The sequence below is a fragment of the Pseudomonas sp. RW3S2 genome (genome assembly GCF_014268955.1).
Taxonomy (GTDB): domain Bacteria; phylum Pseudomonadota; class Gammaproteobacteria; order Pseudomonadales; family Pseudomonadaceae; genus Aquipseudomonas; species Aquipseudomonas wayambapalatensis.
Window position 1 is genome coordinate 136,290 of sequence record NZ_JABWRM010000007.1, and the last position, 24,705, is coordinate 160,994.

Genomic DNA, 24,705 nt, shown 5'->3' on the forward strand with positions numbered 1-24,705 from the left:
TGATGGCAGGAGCAACGGCCTCATCCAACAATCTAAAAGCCAGCTCAATTCCTGTGGGAGCGGGCTTGTCCCGCGATGGGCAGCCCTGTTGACCCACAGGCAAAAGTGATTGTCCCGACCGCTACTTTTTCCCAAGCCGCCTGCTGCCGAGAATCTCCCGACTTCGTTTCACACCTCGGAGATTCCATGAAAGCGTTCAAACCCCTGCTCCTGGCCACCGCACTGGCCGCAACCGCGCACAGTGCACTGGCCGCCGACTGGCAAGCCTCGCCCTATGGCGCACAGGATGAAATCGGCGCCGCCAACCTGCTCACCCCCGAGGTGGTCAAGCAGGCCGCCGAGTTGATCAAGACCGGCAAGACCTACCCCCTCGCCGTGCCGGTGAGCAAGGACCTGCTGGCCTTCCGCCACCGCAGCTTCCACCTCTACAACATCCAGCCCGGCGAACAGGCCGGCCAGACCCTCGGTCGCAACAAGTTCACCTTCAACGATGAACTGGTCAACGGCTGGACCGGCGTCGGTACCCAGCTCAACGGCATCGGCCATATCGGCATCGACAACGTCTACTACAACGGCAACAAGGCTGCCGATTTCGTCACGGTCGAAGGCGTGACCAGGCTGGGCATCGAAAAGGTGCCGCCGATGGTGACGCGCGGCGTGGTGCTGGACATGACCGCACACTACGGCAAGGCCATCGTTCCCGGCGGCACCGCGTTTACCGTCGCCGACATCCAGGCCGTGCTGAAAAAGCAGCACATTACCCTGCGCAAAGGCGATGTAGTGCTGTTCAACACCGGCTGGCTGGAGTTGATCGGCAAGGATAACGCGCAGTTCCTCGCCACCGAGCCCGGCATCGACCTGCCGGCTGCGCAATGGCTGGCCGACCAGGGCATCGTCGCCTTCGGCGGTGACACCTGGGCCTCGGAGGTGTATCCGAACCCCACGGGCGAAGAGTTCCCGGTCAACCAGTTCATGCTGGCCAAGCGCGGCATCTACAACCTCGAGCTGATCGATACCCGGGCGCTGGTCAAGGACAAGGCCTTCGAGTTCATGTTCGTGCTTGGCCAGCCGCTCTACAAAGGCTCGACCCAGGTGAACATCAACCCGGTGGCGATTCGCTGATCGAGGCGCTGCGGCCCGCCCTGTCTACAGGGCGGATCACACGTTCGGCCACTGTTCCAGCAGGATCGAGACGAACTTCTCCGCCGCTGGCGACAATGAGGCGCCGCGGCGATACACAAGGCCCAGCGTGCGAGTCACCTCAGGCTCGATCAGCGGCACGCTGACCAGGGTCGGGTGATCGGCCGCCGGCATCGCCAGGCTCGGCATCGCCGACACCCCCAACCCAGCCTCGACCATACCTAGCGAGGTCGACAGGTGCTGCACCTCGTAGAACCATTTGGGCCGCAGCCCCAATCCCGACAGCGCGTGGTCGAGCAGCATGCGGTTGCCGCTCAGCCGCCCTACCCCGATCAGCCGGTGCTCTGCCAGCTCCGTCCAGCTCACAGACACGCGCCCGGCCAGCACATGGTCACGCCGACAGGCCAGCACGAACTGCTCCTGCACCAGTGGGACGAACTCGATGTCCGGATGCTGCCCGCTCATCATGTTGATCCCGAAATCGGCCTCGCCACGCAGCACTGCCTCAAGCCCATCGTTGGCACTGAGGTCGAGCAGGCGGATGCGAATCTTGGGGTACTGCTCGTTGTAGAGGCGAATCACCGAGGGCAGGAAATAAAACGCTGCCGTGGGGATGCAGGCCAGAGTCACCTGCCCGGTCTGGCGCTCGGCCAGCTCGCGAATGCTCAGGATCGAATCCTCGAAATCGTCCAGCAGGCGCCGGGCCTTGGGTAGAAAGTCACGCCCGACACTGGTCAGCCCGACCCGCCGCGTGGTGCGTTCGAGCAAGGGTGTCCCAAGGCCATCCTCGAGCTTCTTGATGCGTCGGCTCAAGGCGGGCTGCGATAAATGCAAAACCTCCGCTGCCTCGTGAAAACTACCCAGTTCGGCGATTTTCACGAAAGATCGTATGTCCTGAAGTTCATATTCCATGCTGATTCTCTTTCAGACACTGGCCGTCAATTTATTTATAAAACGCAATAATAGCGACGATATTTGCATTGGATTGATTTATCCACCCCTGTCACTCTTGTCCCAGACACATCAATGATGCCCATTGATCAACAAGAGTTAGATTTCATGCAACGAATTCCTTGTGTGCTCATGCGCGGCGGGACCTCCAAAGGCCCCTTCTTCCATGCCTGGGACTTGCCGTCCAATATCGTCGAGCGCGACGAGATGCTGATATCCCTGATGGGCTCTGGCCATGAACTGGAAATCGACGGCATTGGCGGTGGCAGCCCACAGACGAGCAAAGTTGCGATCATCAGCCCTTCACTGCACCCCGATGCCGATGTCGATTATCTGTTCGTGCAGGTGATGGTCGCCGAGCGCCGTGTCGATACTGCGCCCAACTGCGGCAATATGCTGTGCGCGGTCGGGCCCTTCGCCATCGAACAAGGGCTGGTCAAAGGTGACGACGGCCAGACGCTGGTGCGCATCCGCAACCTCAATACCGGTACATTCGTCAACTCGCTGGTACAGACGCCTGGCGGCATCGTGCGCTACGAGGGTCGTACCGCCATCGACGGCGTTCCAGGTACAGCCGCCCCCGTGCACCTGACATTCCTCGATGCCGTCGGCAGCAAGACCGGCAGCCTGTTCCCCACTGGCCAGTCCCAGCAGGTGATCGATGGCGTACCAGTCACCTGCATCGACATGGCCATGCCGATGATGATCGTCGACGCCCGGCACCTGGGGCTTGAGGGCAGCGAGAGCCCGGCTCAACTGGACGCCGATGCAAAGCTGCTCAAACGCCTCGAAGCCCTGCGGCTGAAAGCCGGCCGGGCCATGGGCCTGGGAGATGTGAGCAACATGGTGATCCCAAAGCCGGTGGTCGTGTCTGCCCCACGCTTCGACGGCACGCTGCAGGTTCGTTACTTCATGCCGCACAACTGCCACCGGGCGCTGGCGATCACCGGCGCGATCGGCCTGGCCACTGCCTGTGTCAGCCCGGGCACAGTGATCGGCGACCTGCTCGGCGAACAGGCCCAGGCCCTGCGTGAGGTACGTCTGGAGCATCCAAGCGGGGTCATCGACATCGCCCTGTCGCGCTCCGGTGCCGATGGCCAGACCTTGCAAGCCTCGGTGGTACGGACCGCACGCCGATTGTTCTCGGGGTTCGTCTACGCACCGTCCACGCGGCGACTCGCAGGCTAAGCCCGATTTAGCTCCATTCAGCGCATCCGCACAACTTCAATAATGGGTGATGCCTTATGAAACTCATGAAATCGCTGTACTTTCAGATCCTCTGCGCCGTCCTGCTAGGCGTGGTGGTCGGACACTTCTGGGGGCAACAGGCCGTTGCGCTCAAGCCCCTGGGCGATGCCTTCATCAAGCTGATCAAGATGATGATCGCACCCGTGGTGTTCTGCACCATCGTCACCGGCATCGCCGGCATGACCGACCGCCGTTCGCTGGGTCGGCTGATGAGCAAGACCTTGTTGCTGTTCCTGGTGTTGACCGTGGTCAGCCTGATCATCGGCCTGGTCGCGGTGTACATGTTCCGTCCAGGCGTGGGCATGAACATCGACCCAGCGACCCTCAGCACTGCAGGCCTGAGCCAATACACCACCTCCGCCGCCAAACTGGGCGTGGTGGACTTCTTCATGCATATCATCCCCGAGACCTTCATCGGTGCCTTCGACAAAGGCGAAGTGCTGCCGGTGCTGTTCATCGCCGTGCTCTGCGGTTTTGCCCTCTCAGCCATGGGCGAATCCGCAAGGCCGGTGCTGGAGGTGCTGGAGTCAGCCTCGCAGATGGTGTTCCGCATCTTCGGTTACCTGATGCGCTTCGCCCCGATCGGTGCCTTTGGCGCGCTGGCCTTCACCGTGGGCCAGTACGGGATCACCTCACTCGGCGCCTTGGCCAAGCTGATCGGCACCTTGTACATTGCCTGCGCCTTCTTCGTGATAGTGGTGCTGGGCGGCATCTGCCGGGCACATGGCTTCAGCCTGTGGAAGCTGCTGCGCTACCTGCGCGAAGAGTTCCTGGTGGTGTTGGGGACATCGTCCACAGAGCCGGTGCTGCCACGCATGCTGGAAAAGCTCCAGGCTCTTGGCTGCAAGAAAGGCGTGGTGGGCCTGGTGCTACCGACCGGCTACTCGTTCAACCTCGACGGCACCGCGATCTACCTGTCGCTGGCCGCGGTGTTCATCGCCCAGGCCTGCAACATCGACCTGAGCCTCGGCCAGATCCTGACCATGCTGGCGATCATGCTGCTGTCGTCCAAAGGGGCTGCAGGTGTGACCGGCAGCGGCTTCGTCGCCTTGGCTTCGACCCTTACGGTCATCCACGACATCCCGCTGGCCGGCCTTGCATTGCTGATCGGTATCGACCGCTTCATGTCCGAGGCGCGGGCCCTCACCAGTCTGGCGAGCAATGCGGTAGCCACCGTGGTCATTTCGTTGTCGGAGAACGCCTGCGACCGTGAAACGCTCATGCGCACCCTGGCCAACGGCAAAGCCGACACCCCGGCCGAGCAGGCCTGGCAGCCTACCCAGACTGCAACCCCACCCCATCGTACTCACTGACATTCACCTCACTTGATCCCCCGCCTCGGGCGGGGGCTGGCGGACGCCTGCGCGCCAGGCGACCATGACGACAATAAAAACAAGAGAAACGACCCATGCTTGCACTCCTAGGCCTGGTCATGGTGGTGACCTTCACCTACCTGATCATGAGCAAACGCCTGTCCCCGATCGTCGCGCTCACTGTGGTGCCGATCGTCTTTGCCCTCATCGGCGGCTTCGCCCCGGACCTGGGCAAGATGATGCTCGACGGCCTGAAGATGGTTGCGCCTTCAGCCGCCCTGCTGCTGTTCGCCATCCTGTTCTTCGGCCTGATGATCGATGCCGGCCTGTTCGACCCGCTGATTCGCAAGATCCTCAAGCGGGTCAATGGCGACCCGATCAAGATCGCCATCGGCACCGCGCTGCTGTCACTGCTGGTGGCCCTCGACGGCGACGGTACCACCACCTACATGATCACCTGTGCGGCGATGCTGCCGCTGTACAAGCGCATCGGCATGAACCCGATGATTCTGGCCACGATTTCCATGCTGTCGCTGAGCATCATGAGCGGCATGAGCCCTTGGGGTGGCCCGGCGACCCGCGCCATCGCCGCGCTTGGCCTGGATGCGACCGAGTACTTCATCCCGATGCTGCCGACGGTGATCGGAGGTGCCGCCTGGGTGGTGTTCACCGCGTTCCTGCTCGGTCGTGCCGAACGCCGACGCATCGGCAACGTGGCGCTGGAGTCCGGGGGCGGCAACTGCTACATCAAGGAGATCCTCGGCGATAACCCGCACAAACGCCCACGCCTGGCCTACGTCAACCTGGTGCTGGTGATCATCGTGATGAGTGCCCTGGTCATGGGCCTGATGCACGCTGCGATCCTGTTCATGATCGGCTTCGTCGCGGCACTGATGATCAACTACCCGCAGCTCGAGGTGCAGAAAGAACGCATCCTCGCCCATTCCGGCAACGCCATGACCGTGGTGCTGCTGGTGTTCGCAGCAGGCATCTTCGCCGGCATCTTCTCCGGCACCAAGATGGTCGATGCGCTGGCCCAGACGCTGGTGGACTGGATCCCAGAGGCCTGGAGCCACTGGTTCCCGCTGGTGGTGGCGCTGACCAGCATGCCGCTGACCTTCGTGCTCTCCAACGATGCCTACTACTTCGGCGTGGTGCCGATCCTGGCCAACGCTGCGGCAGCCTACGGCATCGATCCTGTGGAGATTGCCCGGGCTTCGGTGCTCGGCCAACCGGTGCACCTGATGAGCCCGCTGGTGGCCTCGACCCTGCTGCTTGTGGGCATGGTCGACCGCGACATCGGTGACTTCCAGAAGGCCACGGTGAAATGGGCGGTGCTGACCTCGCTGGTGATCACCGCGTTGGCGCTGCTCACCGGCGCCCTGTCCTTCTTCGTCTGAACCACTGCGCGGCGCCAACTGGCGCCCGCCCTCTGTGCGACCCACATTAGAGTACCGATCATGTCTCGAATCGTTCTGCGAGGGGCCGGCTGTGCCCTGCTCTGCGGCTGCATGCCAGTTGCTGGCGCTGCCGGTTTCATCGATGACAGCACACTGAAGCTGCAACTGCGCAACGTCTATTTCAACGAGAATTTCCGTGACGAACACGGCATGAGCAGCCGTGCTGCCGCCAACGCCAAGAGCGAACGAGTGGAATGGGCCCAAGGCTTTCTGCTCGATTATCAATCCGGCTATACCCCGGGTGTCCTGGGGCTTGGCATCGATGCGTCGGGCCTGCTTGGCGTACGCCTGGACTCTGGTCGTGGACGCAGTGGCACAGGCCTGCTGCCGGTGCACGACGACGGCCACGCCGCCGAAGAATTCGCCAGCGCCGGCGTCACTGCCAAGGCACGCCTGGGCAAGACAGTCGTCAAGCACGGAACACTGCTGCCCAAGACCCCCGTGCTGGTCTACAACGACGCCCGCCTGCTGCCGCAGACCTACCAGGGCAGCCAACTGGTCAGCAACGACCTCGACAACCTCACCCTCACATTCGGACATCTGGATCGCTTCAAGCTACGCGACTCATCGAACAGCACCGGGCTGTTTCTGGACGGCTACAGCGGTCGCGAATCCGGCGATTTCAGCTACGGCGGCGCCGACTACGCGGTCAGCAAGCAATTGCGCCTGAGTTACTTCCACGGCGAGTTGAGCGACTTCTACCGCCAGGACTTCGCCGGCATTCAACATGACCTGCCGCTGGGCGGGGGCACGCTTGCCAGCGACCTGCGCTATTTCAGGAGCCGCGACGACGGCGCGGCCCAGGCCGGACGCATCGACAACCACATGCTCAGCGGGCAACTGACCTACAGCCACAGCGGCCATGCCTTCGGCACCGGCTACCAGGTGCTGCGCGGCGACGCCGGCCTGCCCTACATCAGCGGCGCGACCGTGTATTCGTTCAGCAACGTCGGTATCGGAAAATTCATCGAGGAAGACGAAAAGACCTGGATGGCCAGCTATGCCTACAACTTCGCTGCCGCAGGGGTTCCCGGACTGACCTTCATGACCCGCTACCTCAGTGGCGACAACCACCGCTCAGGCGAAGACGGGTTGCGCGAATGGGAACGCGACGCGGAACTGGCCTACGTTGTGCAATCCGGACCGCTCAAGGGCTTGGGCGCCAAGCTGCGCAACTACGTGTACCGCTCGGATTTCGCCCGTGGCCGCGATAGCAATCGGCTCTACCTGACCTACGATATCGTGCTTTGGTGACCGACCTGTGCCGGTATCGATCGATACCGGCAAATCACGCCTCGGCCGAGGGCACACAGCCCTGGTAACGCCGTTCGAAATCTTCTGCCAACTGCGCCAGGGTCACGCTCCCCAGGCGCTCGAGCAGCAGCACCTGGGCTGCATTGAAGGCGTCGGTCAGCGCGGCGTTCACTGCCTGCTCGACCAGGCATTGCGGGTGATCGGTCGCAAGGCCAATGGCGAACAACGTCGAAGCCCCCAGTGCTTGATGGATGTCCAGCAGGGTGATCTGTTCCAGCGGGCGGGCCAATGTCCAACCGCCGCGGTGGCCCTTTTCGGACTGCACATAGCCCTGCTTTTTCAAAAGCCCCATGGTGCGCCGCACCACCACCGGGTTGGTGCCAAGCATCTGCGCAAGGGTTTCGGACGTTGCAGGCTGTTCGTGCCGCGCCATGTGAATCAGCACGTGGAGCATGCGGGACAGGCGGGTGTCGTTTCTCATGGGAGGGCAATCGTCGAGGAAGGTGCGCGCAGTATCGCCCGACACAACAAAGGTTACGAGACACTTGACGCGCTCATTTACGTAACTTACGTTGTATCGAGACTTTCCCGGAGAACCTCCCATGCAATTCGATGTGATCATCGTTGGCGGCAGCTACGCCGGTATCTCGGCCGGCCTGCAACTGGCGCGGGCACGGCGCAAGGTGCTGGTGATCGATGCCGGGCAGCGGCGCAACCGCTTCGCCCGCAACGCCCACGGCTTCCTCGCTCAAGATGGCACCGACCCCGCCCTTATCGCTCGTCAGGCACGCGAGCAGTTGCTTGCCTACCCGAGTGTCGAGTGGCTTGCACAGGCAGCCGTCGAGGCCAGCAAGGCTGACCAAGGCTTCGCGGTCACCTGCGCCGATGGCCAGACCTTCACCGGCGCACGGTTGATACTGGCCACCGGTGTGGTCGATGAACTGCCGGATGTCCCCGGTCTGCAGGAGCGCTGGGGCCGCAGCGTGGTGCATTGCCCGTACTGTCATGGGTATGAAATGGGAGGTGCGGCGATCGGCGTTCTGGCCGCCTCACCCTTGGCCATGCACCACGCATTGCTGGTCCCCGACTGGGGGCCGACCACCTTGTTCCTCAATCAGATCTTCGAGCCCGATGCCGAGCAGCAGGCGATGCTCGACAAGCGCGGCGTGGTGGTCGAGCGCGAAGCGGTGATATCGGTGGGCGGCGAGCACGCCGAGGTGACCTTGGCCAGCGGCCGGGTGATAGCCCTGGCGGGCCTGTTCACTCAGCCACGCACGCGTATCGCCAGCCCGCTGGCGCAGCAGTTGGGTTGTGCCCTGGAGGCTGGGCCGACCGGCGACTTCATCAAGGTCGATGCCTTGCGCGAAACCAACGTGTCAGGTGTGTTCGCCTGCGGCGATGCGGCAGTGGCCGCAGGGAACGTGGCAATTGCGGTGGGTGATGGTGCCCGCACTGGCGGTGCAGCGCATCAGTCGCTGATCTTCCGTTGACCGATCGAGGTCGATGCCGGGTCAGGCAAACACCTCTTCGATAAAGCGCTCCAGCCCCTCGGCCTCGAGGATCTCGATCGAAAAGTGCCCGAACTGCTTGGGCAGCCAGATGATCCGCCCGCCTCCCGGCGCTTGCAGGTCATTCCGGGCCAGCGGGTTGCCATTTTCGTCCTCGGGCTGAACACCTTGCGCCATCAGCTGGTCGTACACCACCTCGATGTCCGGGGTCGAGTAGCAATGGCGGTAGATGGTGCCCTCCCCCTGGGTCTCGAGCAGCGTCTTGAGATTGCCTGCCAGCGGCTGGACCAGCATGAAACGCTCCGCCCCCATCAGCACCACGGCGTAGCGCACATGCAGACCGCCGCGCTCCCAGACCTGGGTTTTCGAGATCCGCGCACCGAGTACCCGTGCGTAATACGCACACGCGCCCTCGAGGTCGCTGACCAGTACATCGACATGACTGAATTTCAGATCCATTGCTTCACTCGCTTTGCGGGGGAACAGTCTGGCGGGAAAGGGGAATCAATCTTCCACGGGCCTCAAGCCTGCGTCCATCGTTGTTTACATAAGCCAGGCTAATCGGCCATCAGCAACATTCGCTCTACTGATCAGTACCGGCAAGGCACACTGGCGAACTTTTCAGACGCAGAGCTCCCCATGTCAGGCGAAAAATCCATCACCGCGCTGCTGCGCGGCATGAGCCCCAAACTCAACCCCGGCGAATACGTATTCTGCACCGTGGCCGACAGCGCAGCTTTGCAGGGCAGCGAAGTGCTCGGCAGCTTCCGCGAGCAGGAGGGTCTGACCGCGATCCTCGAACGTTCACGCGCCGATGCCCTGGGCCTGGAGTACAGCTTCGTCGCGGCCTGGATCACCCTGACCATCCACTCCGCGCTCGATGCCGTCGGCCTCACTGCCGCGTTCGCCAGCGCACTTGGAGAAGCGGGCATCAGTTGCAACGTGATCGCCGCCTATTATCACGACCATATCTTTGTCGCCAGCAGCGAAGCCGCACGGGCGATGGCCGTACTCCAGGCGCTGTCGCGCGGTGGCGATACACACTGAAGAGGGCTCGTGCACCGCTGGCGAATTCGGCTATCGTCTGACCTCCCCCAGACCCGCTCGGACCGCCGCACATGCACATTGTCATCCCCGACGACTACCAGAATGTGATCCGCACGCTCGACTGCTTCGCCCGCCTGGGCAACCACCAGGTCACTGTGCTCCACCAACTGCAACCGGCCATCGAGGACCAGCTCGTTGAGCGCTTTGCCGATGCCGACGCGCTGGTGCTCACCCGCGAGCGCACGCGCATCGACGCGGCGCTGCTCGACCGGTTGCCCAAGCTCAAGCTGATCAGCCAGACCGGCAAGGTATCCAGCCATCTGGACCTTGCAGCCTGCACCGCCCGTGGCGTTGTCGTGACCGAAGGCCGCGGCTCGCCGGTGGCGCCGGCGGAGCTGGCATGGACGCTGGTCCTCAACGCTCGCCGTCAATTGGTGCCGGCGATCGATGCCTTCAGGCAAGGGCGCTGGCAGGTCAACCTGGGCCAGGCCCTGGCGGGGCAGACCTTGGGGATCTGGGGATACGGCAAGATCGGCCAACGCCTGGCGCGCTACGCCCAGGCCTTCGACATGCCGGTGCTGGTTTGGGGCAGCGAGAGCAGCCGCGCGGCTGCCCAGGCCGATGGCCACCGGGCTGCAGCCTCGCGCGAGGCGTTCTTTGCCGACGCCGACATTGTCAGCCTCAACCTGCGCCTGTCCGACAGCACTCGCCACCTCGTGACCGGCGATGACCTGGCACGCATGAAGCCCGACGCCTTGCTGGTGAACGTCAGCCGCGCCGAGCTGATCGCCCCGGGTGCCCTGCTCGCGGCGCTGGACAATGGACGCCCGGGCTTCGCTGCCCTGGATGTGTACGAGAACGAACCGCTGCTCGACCCTGCCCACCCCTTGCTCCAGCACCCGCGCGTGCTGTGCACGCCGCACCTGGGGTATGTGGAGAAGGCGGGCTACGAGCTGTACTTCGGTGATGCTTTCGACAATGTGCGGGCGTTTTTCGAGGGTGCGCCGATGAATGTGGCCAATCCGGATGCGCTGGGGCGTGGTCGCTGAGCACAGCCTGGACTTGCCGCAAGCGCCGCGATAAAGAGCTAATTCCTACAGCGGACTACTCCACGTCCGACAGAGAGCCATGACCACAGAGAAATACCCTACGCAACCTGTCGACTCCCGTCTGATTGTCCTGGGGAAGCCTGGCCAATAGGCTTCCCCGGTCGCTGGTGTTCAGCGACCGGGTGTGGAAACCCGGATACTTGGAAAGCGGCAGCCCTTTATGGCAGCTGTGCGCGGGAGGTCTTCGGACCTACCGGGGTTTTCCGTGTACCCGGCTTTCCACCCCGTGAACAGCTGCCACCTTGTGGGAGCGGGCTCGCCCGCGAAAAGTACACCGCGGTGTCTGCTTCGCGGGCAAGTCGCAGCCGCAAACCAGCGCTCCCACGAGCCAGATAACGTACCGCGATACGTATCACGCAATCATCGATGCAGCTGTAGGTCCTGGCAGCGCAACTGCCCAAATGGCACGCCACACAGAATTAGTGGCACAATGCCTCTACCACCTGATTCAGCTCTCCACAATCGGATACAGGACCCGCCGATGCAACAACCGGTCAGAACACTCAACGCCGCCAACATCCAAGCGATCAAGCAGGAGTTCGAAAACAGCCTCGCTTGCATCGGCGCCTCGATACAGGGCCAAAGCGGCGTGCAGTTGCTGACTTCGATAAAGCGGGTAAAGGTCGGTACAGGCCCCTACCCCGACGTCACGCTGTTCGAAGCGGCCAACAGGATCATGTCCGATCTGGTCATTCTCAATGGCGTCGCCGGCCTTCTGCGCGAAGCCACTTTCCCGTTCACCGAATACACCGTTGAATTTGGCAATGAGGACAAGAACGGCTATGACATTCGTGCCAGTTCCCCGACCGAGACGTTGATCGGTGAGGCCTTCAATGTGGCGCCATCCTTCTTCCAGGGCAAGAAAGCCACTGCGCTGCAGAAACTGCGCAAGGCGTCGACACCCGCACGCTATCGCATCCTGATGTTCAATGCCGACGCCCGCCCTGCGCGCTATGCCGCCAAACATGAGCCGTTCGTCTACCACGTGTGCGTTGATATCGAACGCGGTGACATCGACGTGCAGGCAGGCAAGAACTGCCTGGACTTCCTCAAGCAACAGCGCAGCCCGATCGAGGCCTGCTGATCGTAAACCCTCCCAACCTCCCACCTTCATTGCAGGACTCGTATGACTTTGGAATCTCTGGTGGACGCCCTGTACGGCGACCCGGATGTGCAACGGATGCTCGCGCTGTCGACCCACAGCGACGCTCTTCAGATCTGCTTCCCCAAGGAAGTGAACGTATCCCGCTTCCTCGCCTGGCTGATCGATCCGACCCAGGGGCACGGGCTGGGTGACCAGGCGATCAAGTCGCTGCTGACCCGGGCAGGACAATCCGGCCATATCGAAAACCTGAGCCTCAATGACCGCCGCTTCCTGGCCGCCTCGAACGTACAGACCCTGGCCTTCTCCTCGCTCATGGTGATGACGGAGGCCGAACTGGGCCTGCGCAACCAGAAGCGCTATATCGACGTACTCGCGCTGGACCCGGCGGCCAAGATTTACATCGCCATCGAAAACAAGTTTGGTCATCACGAGGGGGAAGACCAGACCAAGACCTACTACGAAGCTCTGACCAGTCTCTACCCGAACTATCGCGGCATCCATATCTTCCTCGACGGCCACGAGAACGACCCGGAGCACGACCAGTGGATTCCGGTTGGGTACACCTGGCTGACCGAGTTCCTCACCCAGATCGAACAACTGCAGTGGACCGCGCCTCACGTGAAATCCACCCTGGCGCAGTTTCGCAAGGCCATCCAGGAAGAAGAGGAGATCGCCGAAGGCGACGGCCTGGGCAAGCTGGTCACCACGGTGGCAAGCAAGCATCAGGAGGCACTCGACGCCCTGCACAAGATCCTCACCCCCAATGCGCCGAGTTCGCGCGCCAAGGATCTGGCAGCACTGGTCAACGGGCCGACGGGCAATGATGCAAAGGCCAATGTGCGCTTGTTCCAGCTCTATGCGCGTAGACCGCAGGTGTGGGACAGGTGCCTGAAGGAACGCAAGTTCGCTCGGTTCCACAGAGCGCTGAACGAAGCTTTCGACGGCCTCACCACCGATCCTCGTCGGGTCATCACCTACTTCAGCCTGGAAGAGTTCGAACGCTTCCTTGACCCGGATCTGGGCACACTGTTTGCGGCGGCGCTCCTGATCCGCCAGGAAGGCGACCACTTCCGTATCAACTCCTACATCTACCTCAACTCCGTGCACGCGCAGTACCGTGAGCCACTGATCGAAATCGCCAACGCCGAACGGGCACGGCGCGGCATTCGCAAAACGTCACAGGACGACGGCTATTTCACTATCCGTCGCAGCGAAAGCCTGCCGCCGGCCAAGGCAGCAACCGAAGCTGTCGAGCACATGCGCAGCCTGGTTGCCTTGCTCAAGGATCTTCACTAGGTTGCAAGCCTGCGGGCGTCTGATCGCGCCCGCGGGTTCAGCCCGCATCCGCCCCCAGGAGAGCGCACGATGATTCGGCCCGCCACCCCCGCCGACCAACCCGCCATCCAGGCCTGCGCCGAACAGGCTTATGCCCGCTACGTCCCTTTGATGGGCCGTAAGCCCGCCCCATTACTGGCCGACTACGCCAGCCAGATCGCGGCGGGCTGGGTCCACGTGGCCCTGGACGAGCAGGCCAGCCTGCAGGGCTTCATCGTGTTCTACCCCCACGACAACCACATGCTGCTGGAAAACGTGGCCGTGCTGCCCAGTGCCAGCGGACGGGGTGTCGGCAAGGCGCTGATCACCCTGTGCGAAAGCCACGCACGCCAGCTCGGGCTGAATGCAGTGCAGCTCTATACCAACGAGCGAATGACCGAGAACCTCGGCCTCTACCCCAGGCTCGGCTATGTCGAGATCGCACGGCGCAGCGACGACGGCTTCAACCGAGTGTACTTCGAGAAAAAACTTGGCCTAACGCGCTGAGTGCCTCGGTCAATATCTGCAAGGACGTCCCAAGGCCCTACGCATGAACTTCCAGCTTCGATTCATTCCGCCGCTGACTGTAAGCTTCGATACTTACAATCCCATCTTCGGGGTACAAGGCTACCGCGAAGCTATCCGCCAATACCTGTTGCCTCAATCGAACCCGTTCGCCTACAGCCTGGGTGCTGTACCTCTTGATTCTCGCACTTACTGCAAGGGCTCGGTATTTTCAAGGGTGCGCAGGATCAAGGCTGCACGTGTACATACCTTCATGAGTGGGACGGTCGATATCGGTGAATTCTTCCCGCCGGCCGCAAAGACTCGCATGGGTCGCTTCAATGACCAGGGCGAGCGCAAGCTGTACCTGGCGGACCATCCTTATGTGGCCTTGAAGGAATGCGGAATCGAGCCAGGCGATTACTTCCTGTTCAGCTATTTCACGCTGCAGAACGATACCCACTTCGTCTACGCCGACCCCGACAGCGGTCATTTTGCAAAGCTGCTCAGTGACCTGTTCAAAAGCAATGACAAGGGCTTTTATGCCGTCATCAACGACACGGCCAAGCGTTATCTTGACTTTGATAGCCACCATGGCATTGCCTACGACTCGGTGAAGGTCAAGAAAGCCTCCAGCGATAACGACTGGGACAACATTGACTCGATCACCAATCTGGTGGTTTCAGAGAGCGCGATGCCTGCTGCTCGCCTTGTGGTCGGTTGGCTTGCACAGTGCGACGAACGCTACCGTCCACGCTACTTCAGACAGTTCACGGCACCAGCCGATGGGAGAAAACGGCTCGTCGTGGTCAAATATCACGGTAACGAGTCCGGCTTCGTCGCTGCACACGCTCAGGCCATGAAGCACGTCCGTCAATTGCGCAAGCAAACCCAAAAGCGCATCCAGCTCAATCAATACGAGGATGTCGACCTCACCCCCAGCAAATGGCTACAGCATGACGGCTGTTGGCTAAACCCGGATCATCCCGACGGGAGAATCCTGCACATCGCGGCCACCCCACCCCTCCCCCCCACCCGAGCCTGACCGAGGGCACCATGCAGTTCGCAGTAGCGCTTATCGAATACCTGATTTCCGGCATTGCCGCGTCGGCCTGGATGCTCGCCATCCTCCGAGAACATTACCCCGCTTATTTTGCCGAGGTTCCCTGGAGCACGCTCAAGGACTACAAGGAGATCATCGTTCTGATCTACCTGCCGATCGTCTACGTGCTGGGGATCTACGTCGATGCAACCTCCTCGTACCTGATAAGAAGGGGCGCCCAGGTGGACGAGTGGATCGATACGCGGCTGAATCGCTTTTCGGGCCTGCGCGACCGCGTGCTGTCGCTGTGGCAACGCCTCGTGGGTAGCCCCAAGCAGCAGCCCTACGGAAAAACCGCTGAGATCATTTCCCGCTCCGCCCCAGACGCTGTCAGGGCGATGGAAACCTACGTCAGCAGGGATCGCATTGCCCGAGGGGTGGCGTTCAATGCCTTTACCGGGGGGCTCACTGCGTTGTTTTATGCCCCGCAGCAGCACAAGTTGGTCATCTTCCTGGTCTGTGCGATCACCTTCATGTACTCCAGCATCATGCATAACCGACTGAGCCGGCTCTCATCACGGTTCAAGGAAGTCGTCCTGCACAATCTGCGCAAGCAGACACCCGCAGAACCACGAAAGAACGAACACAAAGCGACCACCGAAGCCTAGAACACCGACATGCCCACGGATGGGTGGGCTGCTGGAGAGGCACATGCCATACCGATCTTTCATCTGCGAATTCTGCGTCAGCGACCCGAGCCTTCGTGCAGAACTGCAGGAGCGCGGCAAGCGCCTGAGGCATTGCCCCACGTGCAAAAGCAGCAATGGCAAAGGGCTCAGCGTCGAGGACTACAGGATCACGCGCATCCTGCGTGCACTCGTGCGCCTCAACTATTCAGAGTGGGACTACAACCACCACATCGGTGGCGACAGCCTGCAAGCATTGATGGCCAGGGATGACACCATCTTCAATCTCTCCAAGCGCTACAGCGATTACATTCCCGACGAAATCTGGCTCCCGGTGGAAGATTACGGCTGGTACCCCGAATCCGGCGAAGACATCTCGCTGGGGGGCGGTTACTACGATGGAAATGTGCTGTGGGGCCTACGCGATTACGACAGCGATCGGGTGCGCTTGCTGGTCAAGCGCGCACTGGAGAACAATCACTTTGAAGTGGAGTCGGATGTCGCCAGGCTACTGGAGAGCCTGCGCGGCGACATCAGCCGCAAGCTGACATGCGGGAGTGAATTCTATCGCGCACGGGTAGGTGTCCAGTCACGCTTGACGGAACTGGCCAGCCTTTCACCTACCGACAATGGCTTCGTCTACCAACCCTACGCTGAGGCGAAAATCGGCGCGCCCCCGCTGCACCTTGCAACCGAAGGCGGGTTCAACCGCGCCCGGGTCTCCATCCTGTACCTGGCCTCCGATGTACTGACTGCCGTGGCGGAGATACGCCCTCATCCGGGGCACCTGATCTCGACCTCGAAGTTCCGCTCGACGCGTCCCCTGGAGGTCGCCGACTTCTCAAACTTCGATATCAGAAACTTTCTGAGTGACGAACGGCTCGAGCGACTCAGGGATATCCTCTCCATCGCCGCGGTATTGAACGTGCCGGTGCAACCCGAGCACCGCTACCTCTACAGCGTGACCCAGCTTTTTGCCGACGTCATCCGAACACAGGGGTACGACGGCATTCTGTTTCCAAGCACTGTGTCCAAGGGGGAAAACCTGACCTGCTTCACGCCGGGCGCGTTCGAACGGGTGGACGACAGCGCGGACGTGCATGAAGTTGCGGCCGTCGAATACACGATCAAGAAGATGCCGATTCTGGAGAAGCACCACCTGGAGCATGAGTACGATAAAAACGAGGAAACACCCTTCGCCACACTTCTGCATGGCCTTACCAGACGTGGGAAATAATCCAGGCCAGTCCGCACGAACGTCCGGCCCTGCCCTGGTTGCAACACACCGCTAGGCGGCCAAGTGCTGACTCAGGCGTTCTCGTCGCCCGCCCGCGTGAAGGAGAAACGCTCGATGTCCGTGCGCAATTGCCAGCCATGCCGGGCCCAGTAGTCGGCCGCTTGCGGGTTGGTCTTGAGCACATCCAGGTGGCACTTGCGAATACCCTGCTCGGCCAGGCCCTGCAAACACAGCTCCACGAGCTGCCTGGCGATGCCCTGACGACGAAACTCCGGCAGCACCAGCACATGTTGCAGGTAACCCCGGCGGCCATCGTGCCCTGACATCGCGCAACCGACCAACACCGATCCCGCCGCAGCGACGAAGCTCAACTGTGGATTTCGCTGCAGGTAGCGTTGTGTAGCCTCGAACGAGTCGGCCTCACGTACCGAAACGCCAGGGGTCTGGCGCATCAGCCCCAAGATGGCATCGTAATCATCGAGGGTCATCGGGCGGTAGGTGATCATGGTGGCCAGCGCTCCATTTGAGAGGGCCGCCTACGCTAGCAGAAAGAGATGAACGTACCCAGCAGCGCGCATCTGCCTTGTCCATCGATGCCCACAAGGCTAAGCTCGCGGCGTTTCGCTAGCGGATGCGCTCAAGGGGCGTAGAGAACATGAATCGTCAGAAAAAGATCAAGCAGCTGTTGAAGGCCCACGCCAAGAAAGCCAACGCCAAGCTGGCGCCCAGGAGCAACAAGCCCAAGTACATCAGCAAGGCCGACCGGTTGAAGCTGGAGGCCGAGGCGGTGCTGGATGCCCCAACCCAGGCTCAGCCTGCGCAGGGCTGAGCCGTCAAACCTTGCCCACCGCGATCGGCAAGGCTTGTATTTTCAGGCCGCCCAGGTCGACAGCGCCGGAATCTGGCAGGCCAGCAACGCCTCGGCCGCGGGGGTCAGCGGCGCACGCCCCAGCCCACGGCGCTCTATCCATGTGCATGCCGCAATTTCTCTGCGCGCGCACGGCCGATCGCCGGGGTGCAGGTGGGTGGTGAAGATGTGATGGAGAATCCCTGCCACTTCCAGGGTGCACAAGTGCAGCAGGCCATGGCCGCTCAGGCCGGTTTCCTCATGCAACTCGCGCGCGGCCGCTTCATGCGGCTGCTCGCCCTGCTCTATCAGGCCACCCGGGAAATTCCATTTACCGCCTTTCTTGCGCACGAGCAAAACCCGCCGCTCATGGAAGCAGATGATCGTCGCTCTGTGCTTGGCGGGTAGGTTTGCGTGAGGCATCGGATCGGGTGGGAACCTGTGTCAGCCATATATGACAGTTTTGTTACATCATTGACAGGCAAGTATGACGCCAAGTTCACCCCAGGAGACACATGGCTGCGGGGAGGGATGTCAGGAAGGGTGGGAGGCCCGCTGAACAGACCTCCCGGGGCAGAGCTAACGCGTCAGCCGGCTGCCCGGGCACGCGCCGCATGCAGTTTCTTGTAGCTCTCGACCAGACGCAGGTGGCGGTCCAGGCCTTCGAGCTTCAGGCTGGTTGGGGTCAGCCCGTAGAAGCGCACGCTACCGTCCACCGAGCCGAGTGCCGCATCCATGCGCTCATTGCCGAACATGCGCCGGAAGTTGGAAACGTAGTCGTCCATCTCCAGCTCGTCGTCCAGCACCACTTCCAGCACCACGTTCAGCGCCTGGTAGAACAGCCCGCGCTCGACGGTGTTGTCGTTGAACTGCAGGAACATCTCCACCAGTTCCTTGGCCTCCTCGAAACGCTGCAGCGCCAGCTGGATCAGCAGCTTGAGCTCAAGGATGGTCAGCTGGCCCCACACCGTGTTGTCGTCGAACTCGACGCCGATCAGCGTGGTGATGGTGGTGTATTCGTCCACCTCGACCTGCTCCAGGCGCTTGTACAGCAACTTCAGCGAGCGGCTGTCGAGGCTGTGCAGGTTGAGGATGTCGGCACGGAAACCCAGCGCACGGTTGGTGTTGTCCCAGATCAGGTCCTCGACCGGGTAGATTTCCGAGTAACCCGGCACCAGGATGCGGCAGGCGGTGGCACCGAGGTCGTCGTACACAGCCATGTACGCTTCCTTGCCCAGCCCTTCCAGGATGCCGAACAGCGTCTGCGCTTCCTGCTCGTTGGAGTCCTCACCCTGGCCCGAGAAGTCCCACTCGACGAACTCGAAGTCGGCCTTGGCACTGAAGAAGCGCCACGACACCACGCCGCTGGAGTCGATGAAATGCTCGACGAAGTTGTTCGGCTCAGTCAACGCGTGGCTTTCGAAGGTTGGTTGCGGCAGATCGTTCAAGCCCTCGAAGCTGCGCCCCTGGAGCAACTCGGTGAGGCTGCGCTCCAGCGCCACTTCAAAGCTTGGATGCGCGCCGAACGAGGCGAACACACCGCCGGTGCGCGGGTTCATCAGGGTCACGCACATCACCGGGAATTCACCGCCCAGCGAGGCATCCTTGACCAGCACCGGGAAGCCCTGCTCCTCCAGCCCCTGGATACCGGCGACGATGCCTGGGTACTTGGCCAGCACGTCCTGTGGCACGTCCGGCAGGCACAGTTCGCCTTCGAGGATTTCGCGCTTGACCGCCCGCTCGAAGATTTCCGACAGGCACTGCACCTGGGCTTCGGCCAGGGTGTTGCCAGCGCTCATGCCGTTGCTCAGGTAGAGGTTTTCGATCAGGTTGGACGGAAAGTACACCGTCTGCCCGTCGGACTGGCGCACGAACGGCAGCGAGCAGATGCCACGGGCCTTGTTGCCCGAGTTGGTGTCGTACAGGTGCGAGCCACGCAGCTCGCCATCGGGGTTGAAGATCGCCAGGCAGTACTCGTCGAGAATCTCCTGCGGCAGCGCGTCCTTCGGGCCTGGCATGAACCATTGCTCGTTCGGATAGTGCACGAACGGTGCGTTGGCGATGTCCTCGCCCCAGAACTGGTCGTTGTAGAAGAAGTTGCAGTTCAAGCGCTCGATGAACTCGCCCAGTGCCGAAGCCAGCGCAGCTTCCTTGGTCGCGCCCTTGCCGTTGGTGAAGCACATCGGCGACTGCGCGTCGCGCACGTGCAGCGACCAGACGTTGGCCACGATGTTGCGCCAGGAGGCGATCTCGATCTTCATCCCCAGATCGGCCAGGATCGCCGACATGTTGGCGATGGTCTGCTCCAGCGGCAGGTCCTTGCCAGGAATGTAGGTGGTGGTGTCGGACACCGGCATCAGCAGCGCCTGGGCGTCGGCGTCGAGGTTGTCGACCTCTTCGATGATGAACTCGGGGCCGGTCTGCACCACTTTCTTCACGGTGCAGCGGTCGATGGAGCGCAGGATGCCCTGGCGGTCCTTCTCGCTGATATCTTCAGGCAGCTCGACCTGGATCTTGAAGATCTGGTTGTAGCGGTTTTCCGGGTCGACGATGTTGTTCTGCGACAGGCGGATGTTTTCGGTGGGAATGTCGCGAGTCTGGCAGTAGAGCTTGACGAAATACGCCGCGCACAGGGCCGAAGAGGCCAGGAAATAGTCGAAAGGACCTGGCGCCGAGCCATCACCCTTGTAGCGAATGGGCTGATCGGCGATCACCGTGAAGTCGTCGAACTTGGCTTCAAGTCGGAGATTGTCGAGAAAATTGACCTTGATTTCCATGCGGGCACACCAGCGCGTAAAACGAAATGGGCGCCATTATCCGGGTTTTTCACCGGGAAGTCTTGCCGCGCCAGCAAGGCCCGGATCAAGGCGCCGCCGCGCCCTCCTGCTGCTGACGCCAAAGCTCAAGGTTTCGTGCCACCAGGCGTTCCGGCAGATCGCTGGACACGATCTGCTTCATCTTCGCGGCCAGTCGCTCACGCAACTGCGGCCGGTTGCACGGCGAGTCATGGGACATTGCCAGGTACAGCCCCTCGCTGGACACTGGCGGTTCGAGCACCTGCACCTGCTGGTCCACGTTCAGCACACGCGCCAGGGCCATGCCTGGAAACTGCTCGAAGATCACGTAGTCACTGCGTTTGTGCAGCAGCTTCTCGAAGGCTTGCTTGGCGCCTGGCACTGCCTCCAGGTTGAGATTGGTGCGGGCGAACTCGTCGAACTGCTCGCCATGGCTGTTGTTGACCAGCACCCCACCCTTGAGCCCGCGCAGATCGTCCCAGCCCTTATAGGGGAAGGCGCTGTCGCTGCGCACCCAGACGACACTGGGGGTGTAGAGGAACGGCGGTTCGATGAAGTCCACCTCGTTCTGCCGCGCCCGGGTCAGGAAGTAGCCGGCCAGCAGGTCGACGCGCCCGGTGCGCACCTCTTCCTGGGCCCGCCCCCAGGGCCCGACATACTTCAACTCCACGTCCAGTCCAAGCTCGCCTGCCACGTGCTTGAGCAGGTCGGCGTTGGCGCCGATCAGCCGCTGGGGGTCTTGCGGGTCGCGCCAGAGGTAAGGCGGATACTCGGGGTTGCCCGTGGCGGTCAGGCCCGCGCACGCCTCCACCGCCAGCGCGCCCTGAGACAGCAAGCACCAGGTGAGCGACAGCAGCAGGGTCTGGCAGAAGTGGGGCTCGATCATGGATGACCCTCGTCTCGGTAGGCGGCAGGAAGAGCGACAGGGTTCAGACAGTCTGGACCAGAAACCGACAGGTGCCAGCAATGATCGCTGCACGATGCCATTCGTCGGCGCATGATGCCATCACTGCCCGCGTTCGGCTGCGCCTGCCACTATTTTTCACCACCCTGCTGGCCATAACGGCCAGACCCTGTAGGCTGTGCAGTGGCCGCGAACGATCGGCCGGTACCGCCTGGGTGCCGGGCGCGCGCAGGATGACTCGTCGGCCCTTCTGCGATCTGGCCCTGATCGAGTCTCACGACCCGGACACCTGCCCCATGCCCGTCGACCTGCAAGCGCTCTACCCCAAGTTGATCCACCTGATGCTCGACACCGTCTTCGTGGTCGACCAGGACGACCAGATCGTATTCGTCAGCGATGCCTGCGAAGCGCTGCTGGGCTACCGCGCCGAGGAACTCATCGGCACGCCGATCACGCATTACATGCACCCCGACGACCTGCCCGCCACCCGCGCCTCGATCGTCCGGGTCATGTCCGGCCAAGCGCATTTGGACTTTCGCAACCGCTACATCCGCAAGGACGGCGGCATCGTCCATATCCTCTGGGCGGCCTTCTGGTCCGAAGAAGTGGGCGCACGCATCGGCGTGGCGCGCAACGTCACCGCCCTCACCCAGGCCGAAGAAGAGCTGCGCTTTCTCGCCCACCACGACCCGCTGACCCGGCTGGCCAATCGCGCCCTGTTCAACAGCCGCCTGGATGCCGCCCTGCAGGCAGCCCAGCAGCACGGCGGCAGCCTGGCCCTGCTGTTCGTCGATATCGACGACTTCAAGGAGATCAACGACACCCACGGCCACAGCGCTGGCGACCGCGTCCTGCGCCTGGTGGCCCAGCGCCTGGAACGCTGCGCCGGCGCGCATGCCACCGTGGCGCGAATCGGCGGCGACGAGTTCACCCTGTTGCTCACCGACCTGCCGTCGCACAGCGCCGTGTTCGAGAAGGTCGCGCAGATCGTCGCTGTGATGGCCGAGCCGCTGGATGCGGAGTTCGGCGGTTTCGGGATGCCGGCGTGCAGCATCGGCGTCGCCTGCTACCCAGCAGACGGGCACGACGCCGATGCCCTGTTGAGCCATGCCGATGGCGAGATGTACCGGAACAAGCGGCGGCGCTCGCAAGCGAGCTGAGACACCGATTCAAGCGCAAGAATCTGCAAGTGCCCCTTCTCCTCGTTGTCTAGACTGGCCGCACCCGCCCAGCCCCTCGAGGTTTGCAGATGTCCCTGATCACCGTGGCCTACGCCCAATGGCCAGAAGGCCTGACCCCCGACAGCCCGCAGTGGCAACAGATCGCCGAGCAGGTCCGTGCCGCCGAGGCCGATCTGCTGATCACCAACGAAATGCCCTTCGGCCCCTGGCTGGCCGAGCACGCCACCTTCGACCCCCAGGCCGCGCAGCACAGCGTGGCCCTGCATGAATCCGCCCTCGACGCCCTGGCCAGGCTCGACGTCCCTGCCGTGCTGTCGAGCAGGCCGCTGCTCGCGAACGGGCGCCTGGTCAACGAAGCCTTCGTGCTGGATGCCACAGGCTACCGCTTCGTCCACCAGAAACACTTCTTCCCCGAAGAGCCGGGCTTTCATGAACAGACCTGGTTCACCACCGCCAAGCCGGGGTTCGACGTGATCGAGGTGGGCAAACTCAAGCTCGGTGTGCTGCTGTGTACCGAGTTGATGTTCAACGAGCGCGCCCGCCACTACGGCCGTGACGGCGCCGACCTGATCGCCGTCCCCCGCGCCTCCGGCACCGACTATCGCTACTGGGATTGCGCCGCCGCGATGGCGGCCATTGTTTCCGGCGCCTACGTGATCAGCGCCAACCGCACCGGGCAGGCTGCACAGGGTCAGCGCTTTGGCGGCCACGGCATGGCGTACTCCCCCTCTGGCCAGCCTCTGGCCGTCGCCGCCAAGGCTGACGACCACGCCTTTTTGCAGGTCGTACGGATTGACCTGGAGCAGGCCCGACGACAGAAATACGAGTACCCGTGTTATCTGCAGAACGTCGATTGAAATCGCGGGCCGCCACACACGGGATACATCATTCGAGGCTGGTGATCACAAGCATGGCACGTGCGACTGGTCTGCCCGCCACATTGATGTAAAAGCCCCTCCCTGCCAGGAGGGGCTTCAAAATCATTTACCTTTCTTGTGATTGTGCTCTTTGAGATCTGGATGCTTCGGCTGGTTCTCTGGAGTAACACGACGCCGCTGATCCTCTTTGCCAGTTGATTCAGCGATCGGTTTCGGTCCAGGTTTGATGCTCATGTCACTTGCTCCTTCAATGGTTTTGTAAAAGATCCTTGACCCATGGCCGTGTAGGCATCAGACATGGGCACATTGACACCATAGACGCCAATCAAATACTTGCACGTTCAATCGCCACGCAAGTGAACCCCCAACCCCTCCTCCCCTGCCGCCAGCTCCGGCCGCAAGGTCAACTCGGGGATCAGGTAGTCGCCGCCATTCTGGCGCCGATACGGGATCGGTGTATCGACCCACAAACCATCGAGTCGCCGCTCCAGTTGCACGCAGGCATCGGCGAAGGCTGCATCGTCGATGCGGCTGGTGCGATGGAGCACGAACGGCGGCAACACTTCGAACCCCGGATAGAAGAGGATGCCGTGCTGGATGGGGAACAGGATCGCCTCCAGGGGGCCATTGATGCCCCGTGGCGCGTAATGCGAGGCCCAGCCACCGGTGGTGACCATCAGCATGGCGCGTTTGCCGGCCATGCTGCCTTCACCATAGCGGTCACCCCAATGCTGATCGGAGTGCTCGCCCACACCGTAGGCGAAGCCATAGGCATAAACCCGCTCGACCCAGCCCTTGAGGATTGCCGGCAGGCCGAACCACCACAGCGGGAACTGCAGGATCACCGCATCGGCCCAGCGCAGCTTTTCCTGCTCCAGGGCGATGTCGGCACTCTGCGTACCATCGGCGAAAGCCTGGCGTGAGTCTTCCGAGACCCGAAAACGCACACCGGGTTGGCCGGCGATATTGTCGCTGGCATCGATCAGCGGCTTGAAGGCCATGGCGTAGAGATCCGATACCTGCACGTTGTGGCCCTGGCGCTGCAGGTGCGCAACCGCATGGTCCTTGAGCGAGCCGTTGAGCGAGCGGGGTTCGGGGTGGGCGTAGACGATCAGCACATTCATGATGGCACTCCGTAAAGGGATGCGAGCCATGATGGGCGCTGCCAAGGTATAGTTGAAA

26 protein-coding genes are annotated in these 24,705 nt (G+C 62.1%); 17 read left to right on the forward strand and 9 right to left on the reverse strand.

The features are described from left to right. The first annotated feature begins 186 nt into the window (after positions 1 to 186). On the forward strand, positions 187 to 1,122 hold the full coding sequence (locus tag HU748_RS12210; RefSeq protein ID WP_186720518.1) for a cyclase family protein: 936 nt from the start codon (positions 187 to 189) through the stop codon (positions 1,120 to 1,122). Positions 1,123 to 1,158: 36 nt separating this feature from the next. Here HU748_RS12210 and HU748_RS12215 read toward each other — a convergent pair whose 3' ends face one another. Beyond that, positions 1,159 to 2,052, reverse strand: coding sequence for a LysR family transcriptional regulator (locus tag HU748_RS12215; protein WP_054891435.1), 894 nt, complete (start codon positions 2,050 to 2,052; stop codon positions 1,159 to 1,161). Positions 2,053 to 2,199: 147 nt separating this feature from the next. Here HU748_RS12215 and HU748_RS12220 point away from each other — a divergent pair, with 147 nt between their 5' ends. The 4 genes from HU748_RS12220 to HU748_RS12235 all read left to right on the forward strand — a co-directional run bounded on the left by HU748_RS12220 (position 2,200) and on the right by HU748_RS12235 (position 7,366). Next, a complete protein-coding gene (locus tag HU748_RS12220) occupies positions 2,200 to 3,279 on the forward strand; it encodes a 4-oxalomesaconate tautomerase (RefSeq protein WP_186707739.1) in 1,080 nt (359 codons plus the stop codon). Positions 3,280 to 3,335: 56 nt separating this feature from the next. Beyond that, positions 3,336 to 4,652 carry a C4-dicarboxylate transporter DctA gene (dctA, locus tag HU748_RS12225; protein WP_186720520.1) on the forward strand — a complete coding sequence of 439 codons (1,317 nt, stop codon included), beginning with the start codon at positions 3,336 to 3,338 and terminating at the stop codon, positions 4,650 to 4,652. A gap of 95 nt (positions 4,653 to 4,747) precedes the next feature. Further along, positions 4,748 to 6,052, forward strand: a complete 1,305-nt coding sequence (locus tag HU748_RS12230; RefSeq protein ID WP_186664122.1) for a citrate:proton symporter — start codon at positions 4,748 to 4,750, stop codon at positions 6,050 to 6,052. A gap of 60 nt (positions 6,053 to 6,112) precedes the next feature. Next, complete coding sequence (locus HU748_RS12235; RefSeq protein WP_186707743.1) at positions 6,113 to 7,366, forward strand: OprD family porin; 1,254 nt, start codon at positions 6,113 to 6,115, stop codon at positions 7,364 to 7,366. Positions 7,367 to 7,400: 34 nt separating this feature from the next. Here the strand turns inward: HU748_RS12235 and HU748_RS12240 are convergent, their stop codons facing one another. Further along, on the reverse strand, positions 7,401 to 7,847 hold the full coding sequence (locus tag HU748_RS12240) for an Rrf2 family transcriptional regulator (RefSeq protein WP_186664118.1): 447 nt from the start codon (positions 7,845 to 7,847) through the stop codon (positions 7,401 to 7,403). A 121-nt stretch (positions 7,848 to 7,968) separates the two neighbouring features. Here HU748_RS12240 and HU748_RS12245 point away from each other — a divergent pair, with 121 nt between their 5' ends. Further along, positions 7,969 to 8,856: an NAD(P)/FAD-dependent oxidoreductase gene (locus HU748_RS12245; RefSeq protein ID WP_186664116.1), complete on the forward strand. Its 888-nt coding sequence runs from the start codon at positions 7,969 to 7,971 to the stop codon at positions 8,854 to 8,856. A gap of 21 nt (positions 8,857 to 8,877) precedes the next feature. On the opposite strand, the gene HU748_RS12250 is transcribed toward HU748_RS12245, so the two are convergent. Then, positions 8,878 to 9,333 carry a VOC family protein gene (locus HU748_RS12250; protein ID WP_186707746.1) on the reverse strand — a complete coding sequence of 152 codons (456 nt, stop codon included), beginning with the start codon at positions 9,331 to 9,333 and terminating at the stop codon, positions 8,878 to 8,880. A 180-nt stretch (positions 9,334 to 9,513) separates the two neighbouring features. Here HU748_RS12250 and HU748_RS12255 point away from each other — a divergent pair, with 180 nt between their 5' ends. From HU748_RS12255 to HU748_RS12290, 8 genes are all read left to right on the forward strand, one after another. Continuing rightward, on the forward strand, positions 9,514 to 9,921 hold the full coding sequence (locus HU748_RS12255) for an ACT domain-containing protein (RefSeq protein WP_186720522.1): 408 nt from the start codon (positions 9,514 to 9,516) through the stop codon (positions 9,919 to 9,921). Positions 9,922 to 9,992: 71 nt separating this feature from the next. Beyond that, positions 9,993 to 10,970: a D-2-hydroxyacid dehydrogenase family protein gene (locus HU748_RS12260; protein ID WP_186720524.1), complete on the forward strand. Its 978-nt coding sequence runs from the start codon at positions 9,993 to 9,995 to the stop codon at positions 10,968 to 10,970. A 541-nt stretch (positions 10,971 to 11,511) separates the two neighbouring features. Beyond that, complete coding sequence (locus HU748_RS12265) at positions 11,512 to 12,114, forward strand: hypothetical protein (RefSeq protein ID WP_186707750.1); 603 nt, start codon at positions 11,512 to 11,514, stop codon at positions 12,112 to 12,114. A 42-nt stretch (positions 12,115 to 12,156) separates the two neighbouring features. Further along, positions 12,157 to 13,431 carry a PD-(D/E)XK nuclease family protein gene (locus HU748_RS12270; protein WP_186707752.1) on the forward strand — a complete coding sequence of 425 codons (1,275 nt, stop codon included), beginning with the start codon at positions 12,157 to 12,159 and terminating at the stop codon, positions 13,429 to 13,431. A 69-nt stretch (positions 13,432 to 13,500) separates the two neighbouring features. Continuing rightward, positions 13,501 to 13,956: a GNAT family N-acetyltransferase gene (locus tag HU748_RS12275; protein WP_186720526.1), complete on the forward strand. Its 456-nt coding sequence runs from the start codon at positions 13,501 to 13,503 to the stop codon at positions 13,954 to 13,956. Between the two features lie 43 nt (positions 13,957 to 13,999). Next, positions 14,000 to 14,998, forward strand: coding sequence for an RES domain-containing protein (locus tag HU748_RS12280; RefSeq protein WP_186720528.1), 999 nt, complete (start codon positions 14,000 to 14,002; stop codon positions 14,996 to 14,998). Positions 14,999 to 15,009: 11 nt separating this feature from the next. Continuing rightward, positions 15,010 to 15,663, forward strand: a complete 654-nt coding sequence (locus HU748_RS12285) for a hypothetical protein (protein WP_186720531.1) — start codon at positions 15,010 to 15,012, stop codon at positions 15,661 to 15,663. Between the two features lie 43 nt (positions 15,664 to 15,706). After that, complete coding sequence (locus tag HU748_RS12290; RefSeq protein WP_186720533.1) at positions 15,707 to 16,918, forward strand: RES family NAD+ phosphorylase; 1,212 nt, start codon at positions 15,707 to 15,709, stop codon at positions 16,916 to 16,918. 71 nt (positions 16,919 to 16,989) lie between these two features. Here HU748_RS12290 and HU748_RS12295 read toward each other — a convergent pair whose 3' ends face one another. Beyond that, positions 16,990 to 17,424 (reverse strand): GNAT family N-acetyltransferase, encoded by a 435-nt coding sequence (locus HU748_RS12295; protein WP_186720535.1) that lies wholly within the window; start codon positions 17,422 to 17,424, stop codon positions 16,990 to 16,992. A 149-nt stretch (positions 17,425 to 17,573) separates the two neighbouring features. On the opposite strand from HU748_RS12295, the gene HU748_RS12300 reads away from it, so the two are divergent. Next, on the forward strand, positions 17,574 to 17,747 hold the full coding sequence (locus HU748_RS12300) for a DUF2986 domain-containing protein (protein ID WP_186664090.1): 174 nt from the start codon (positions 17,574 to 17,576) through the stop codon (positions 17,745 to 17,747). 42 nt (positions 17,748 to 17,789) lie between these two features. On the opposite strand, the gene HU748_RS12305 is transcribed toward HU748_RS12300, so the two are convergent. The 3 genes from HU748_RS12305 to HU748_RS12315 form a co-directional block, all read right to left on the reverse strand. Then, entirely contained in the window at positions 17,790 to 18,188 is a 399-nt protein-coding gene (locus HU748_RS12305) for an NUDIX domain-containing protein (RefSeq protein WP_186664088.1), read from the reverse strand. Positions 18,189 to 18,352: 164 nt separating this feature from the next. Continuing rightward, entirely contained in the window at positions 18,353 to 20,542 is a 2,190-nt protein-coding gene (locus HU748_RS12310) for an OsmC domain/YcaO domain-containing protein (RefSeq protein WP_186720537.1), read from the reverse strand. An 85-nt stretch (positions 20,543 to 20,627) separates the two neighbouring features. After that, positions 20,628 to 21,446, reverse strand: a complete 819-nt coding sequence (locus HU748_RS12315) for a transporter substrate-binding domain-containing protein (RefSeq protein ID WP_186720539.1) — start codon at positions 21,444 to 21,446, stop codon at positions 20,628 to 20,630. 314 nt (positions 21,447 to 21,760) lie between these two features. Between HU748_RS12315 and HU748_RS12320 the strand changes: the two genes are divergently transcribed. Together HU748_RS12320 and HU748_RS12325 are read left to right on the forward strand one after the other, a co-directional pair. Further along, positions 21,761 to 22,624 (forward strand): sensor domain-containing diguanylate cyclase, encoded by an 864-nt coding sequence (locus tag HU748_RS12320; protein WP_186720626.1) that lies wholly within the window; start codon positions 21,761 to 21,763, stop codon positions 22,622 to 22,624. A gap of 89 nt (positions 22,625 to 22,713) precedes the next feature. Continuing rightward, the gene (locus HU748_RS12325) at positions 22,714 to 23,502 is read left to right on the forward strand and encodes a carbon-nitrogen hydrolase family protein (protein ID WP_186720541.1); all 789 of its coding nucleotides are present in this window, start codon (positions 22,714 to 22,716) and stop codon (positions 23,500 to 23,502) included. 123 nt (positions 23,503 to 23,625) lie between these two features. Here HU748_RS12325 and HU748_RS26600 read toward each other — a convergent pair whose 3' ends face one another. Further along, positions 23,626 to 23,757 (reverse strand): hypothetical protein, encoded by a 132-nt coding sequence (locus HU748_RS26600; RefSeq protein WP_272979736.1) that lies wholly within the window; start codon positions 23,755 to 23,757, stop codon positions 23,626 to 23,628. A gap of 107 nt (positions 23,758 to 23,864) precedes the next feature. Next, entirely contained in the window at positions 23,865 to 24,647 is a 783-nt protein-coding gene (locus tag HU748_RS12330) for an NAD(P)H-dependent oxidoreductase (RefSeq protein WP_186720542.1), read from the reverse strand. Positions 24,648 to 24,705: the final 58 nt, after the last annotated feature.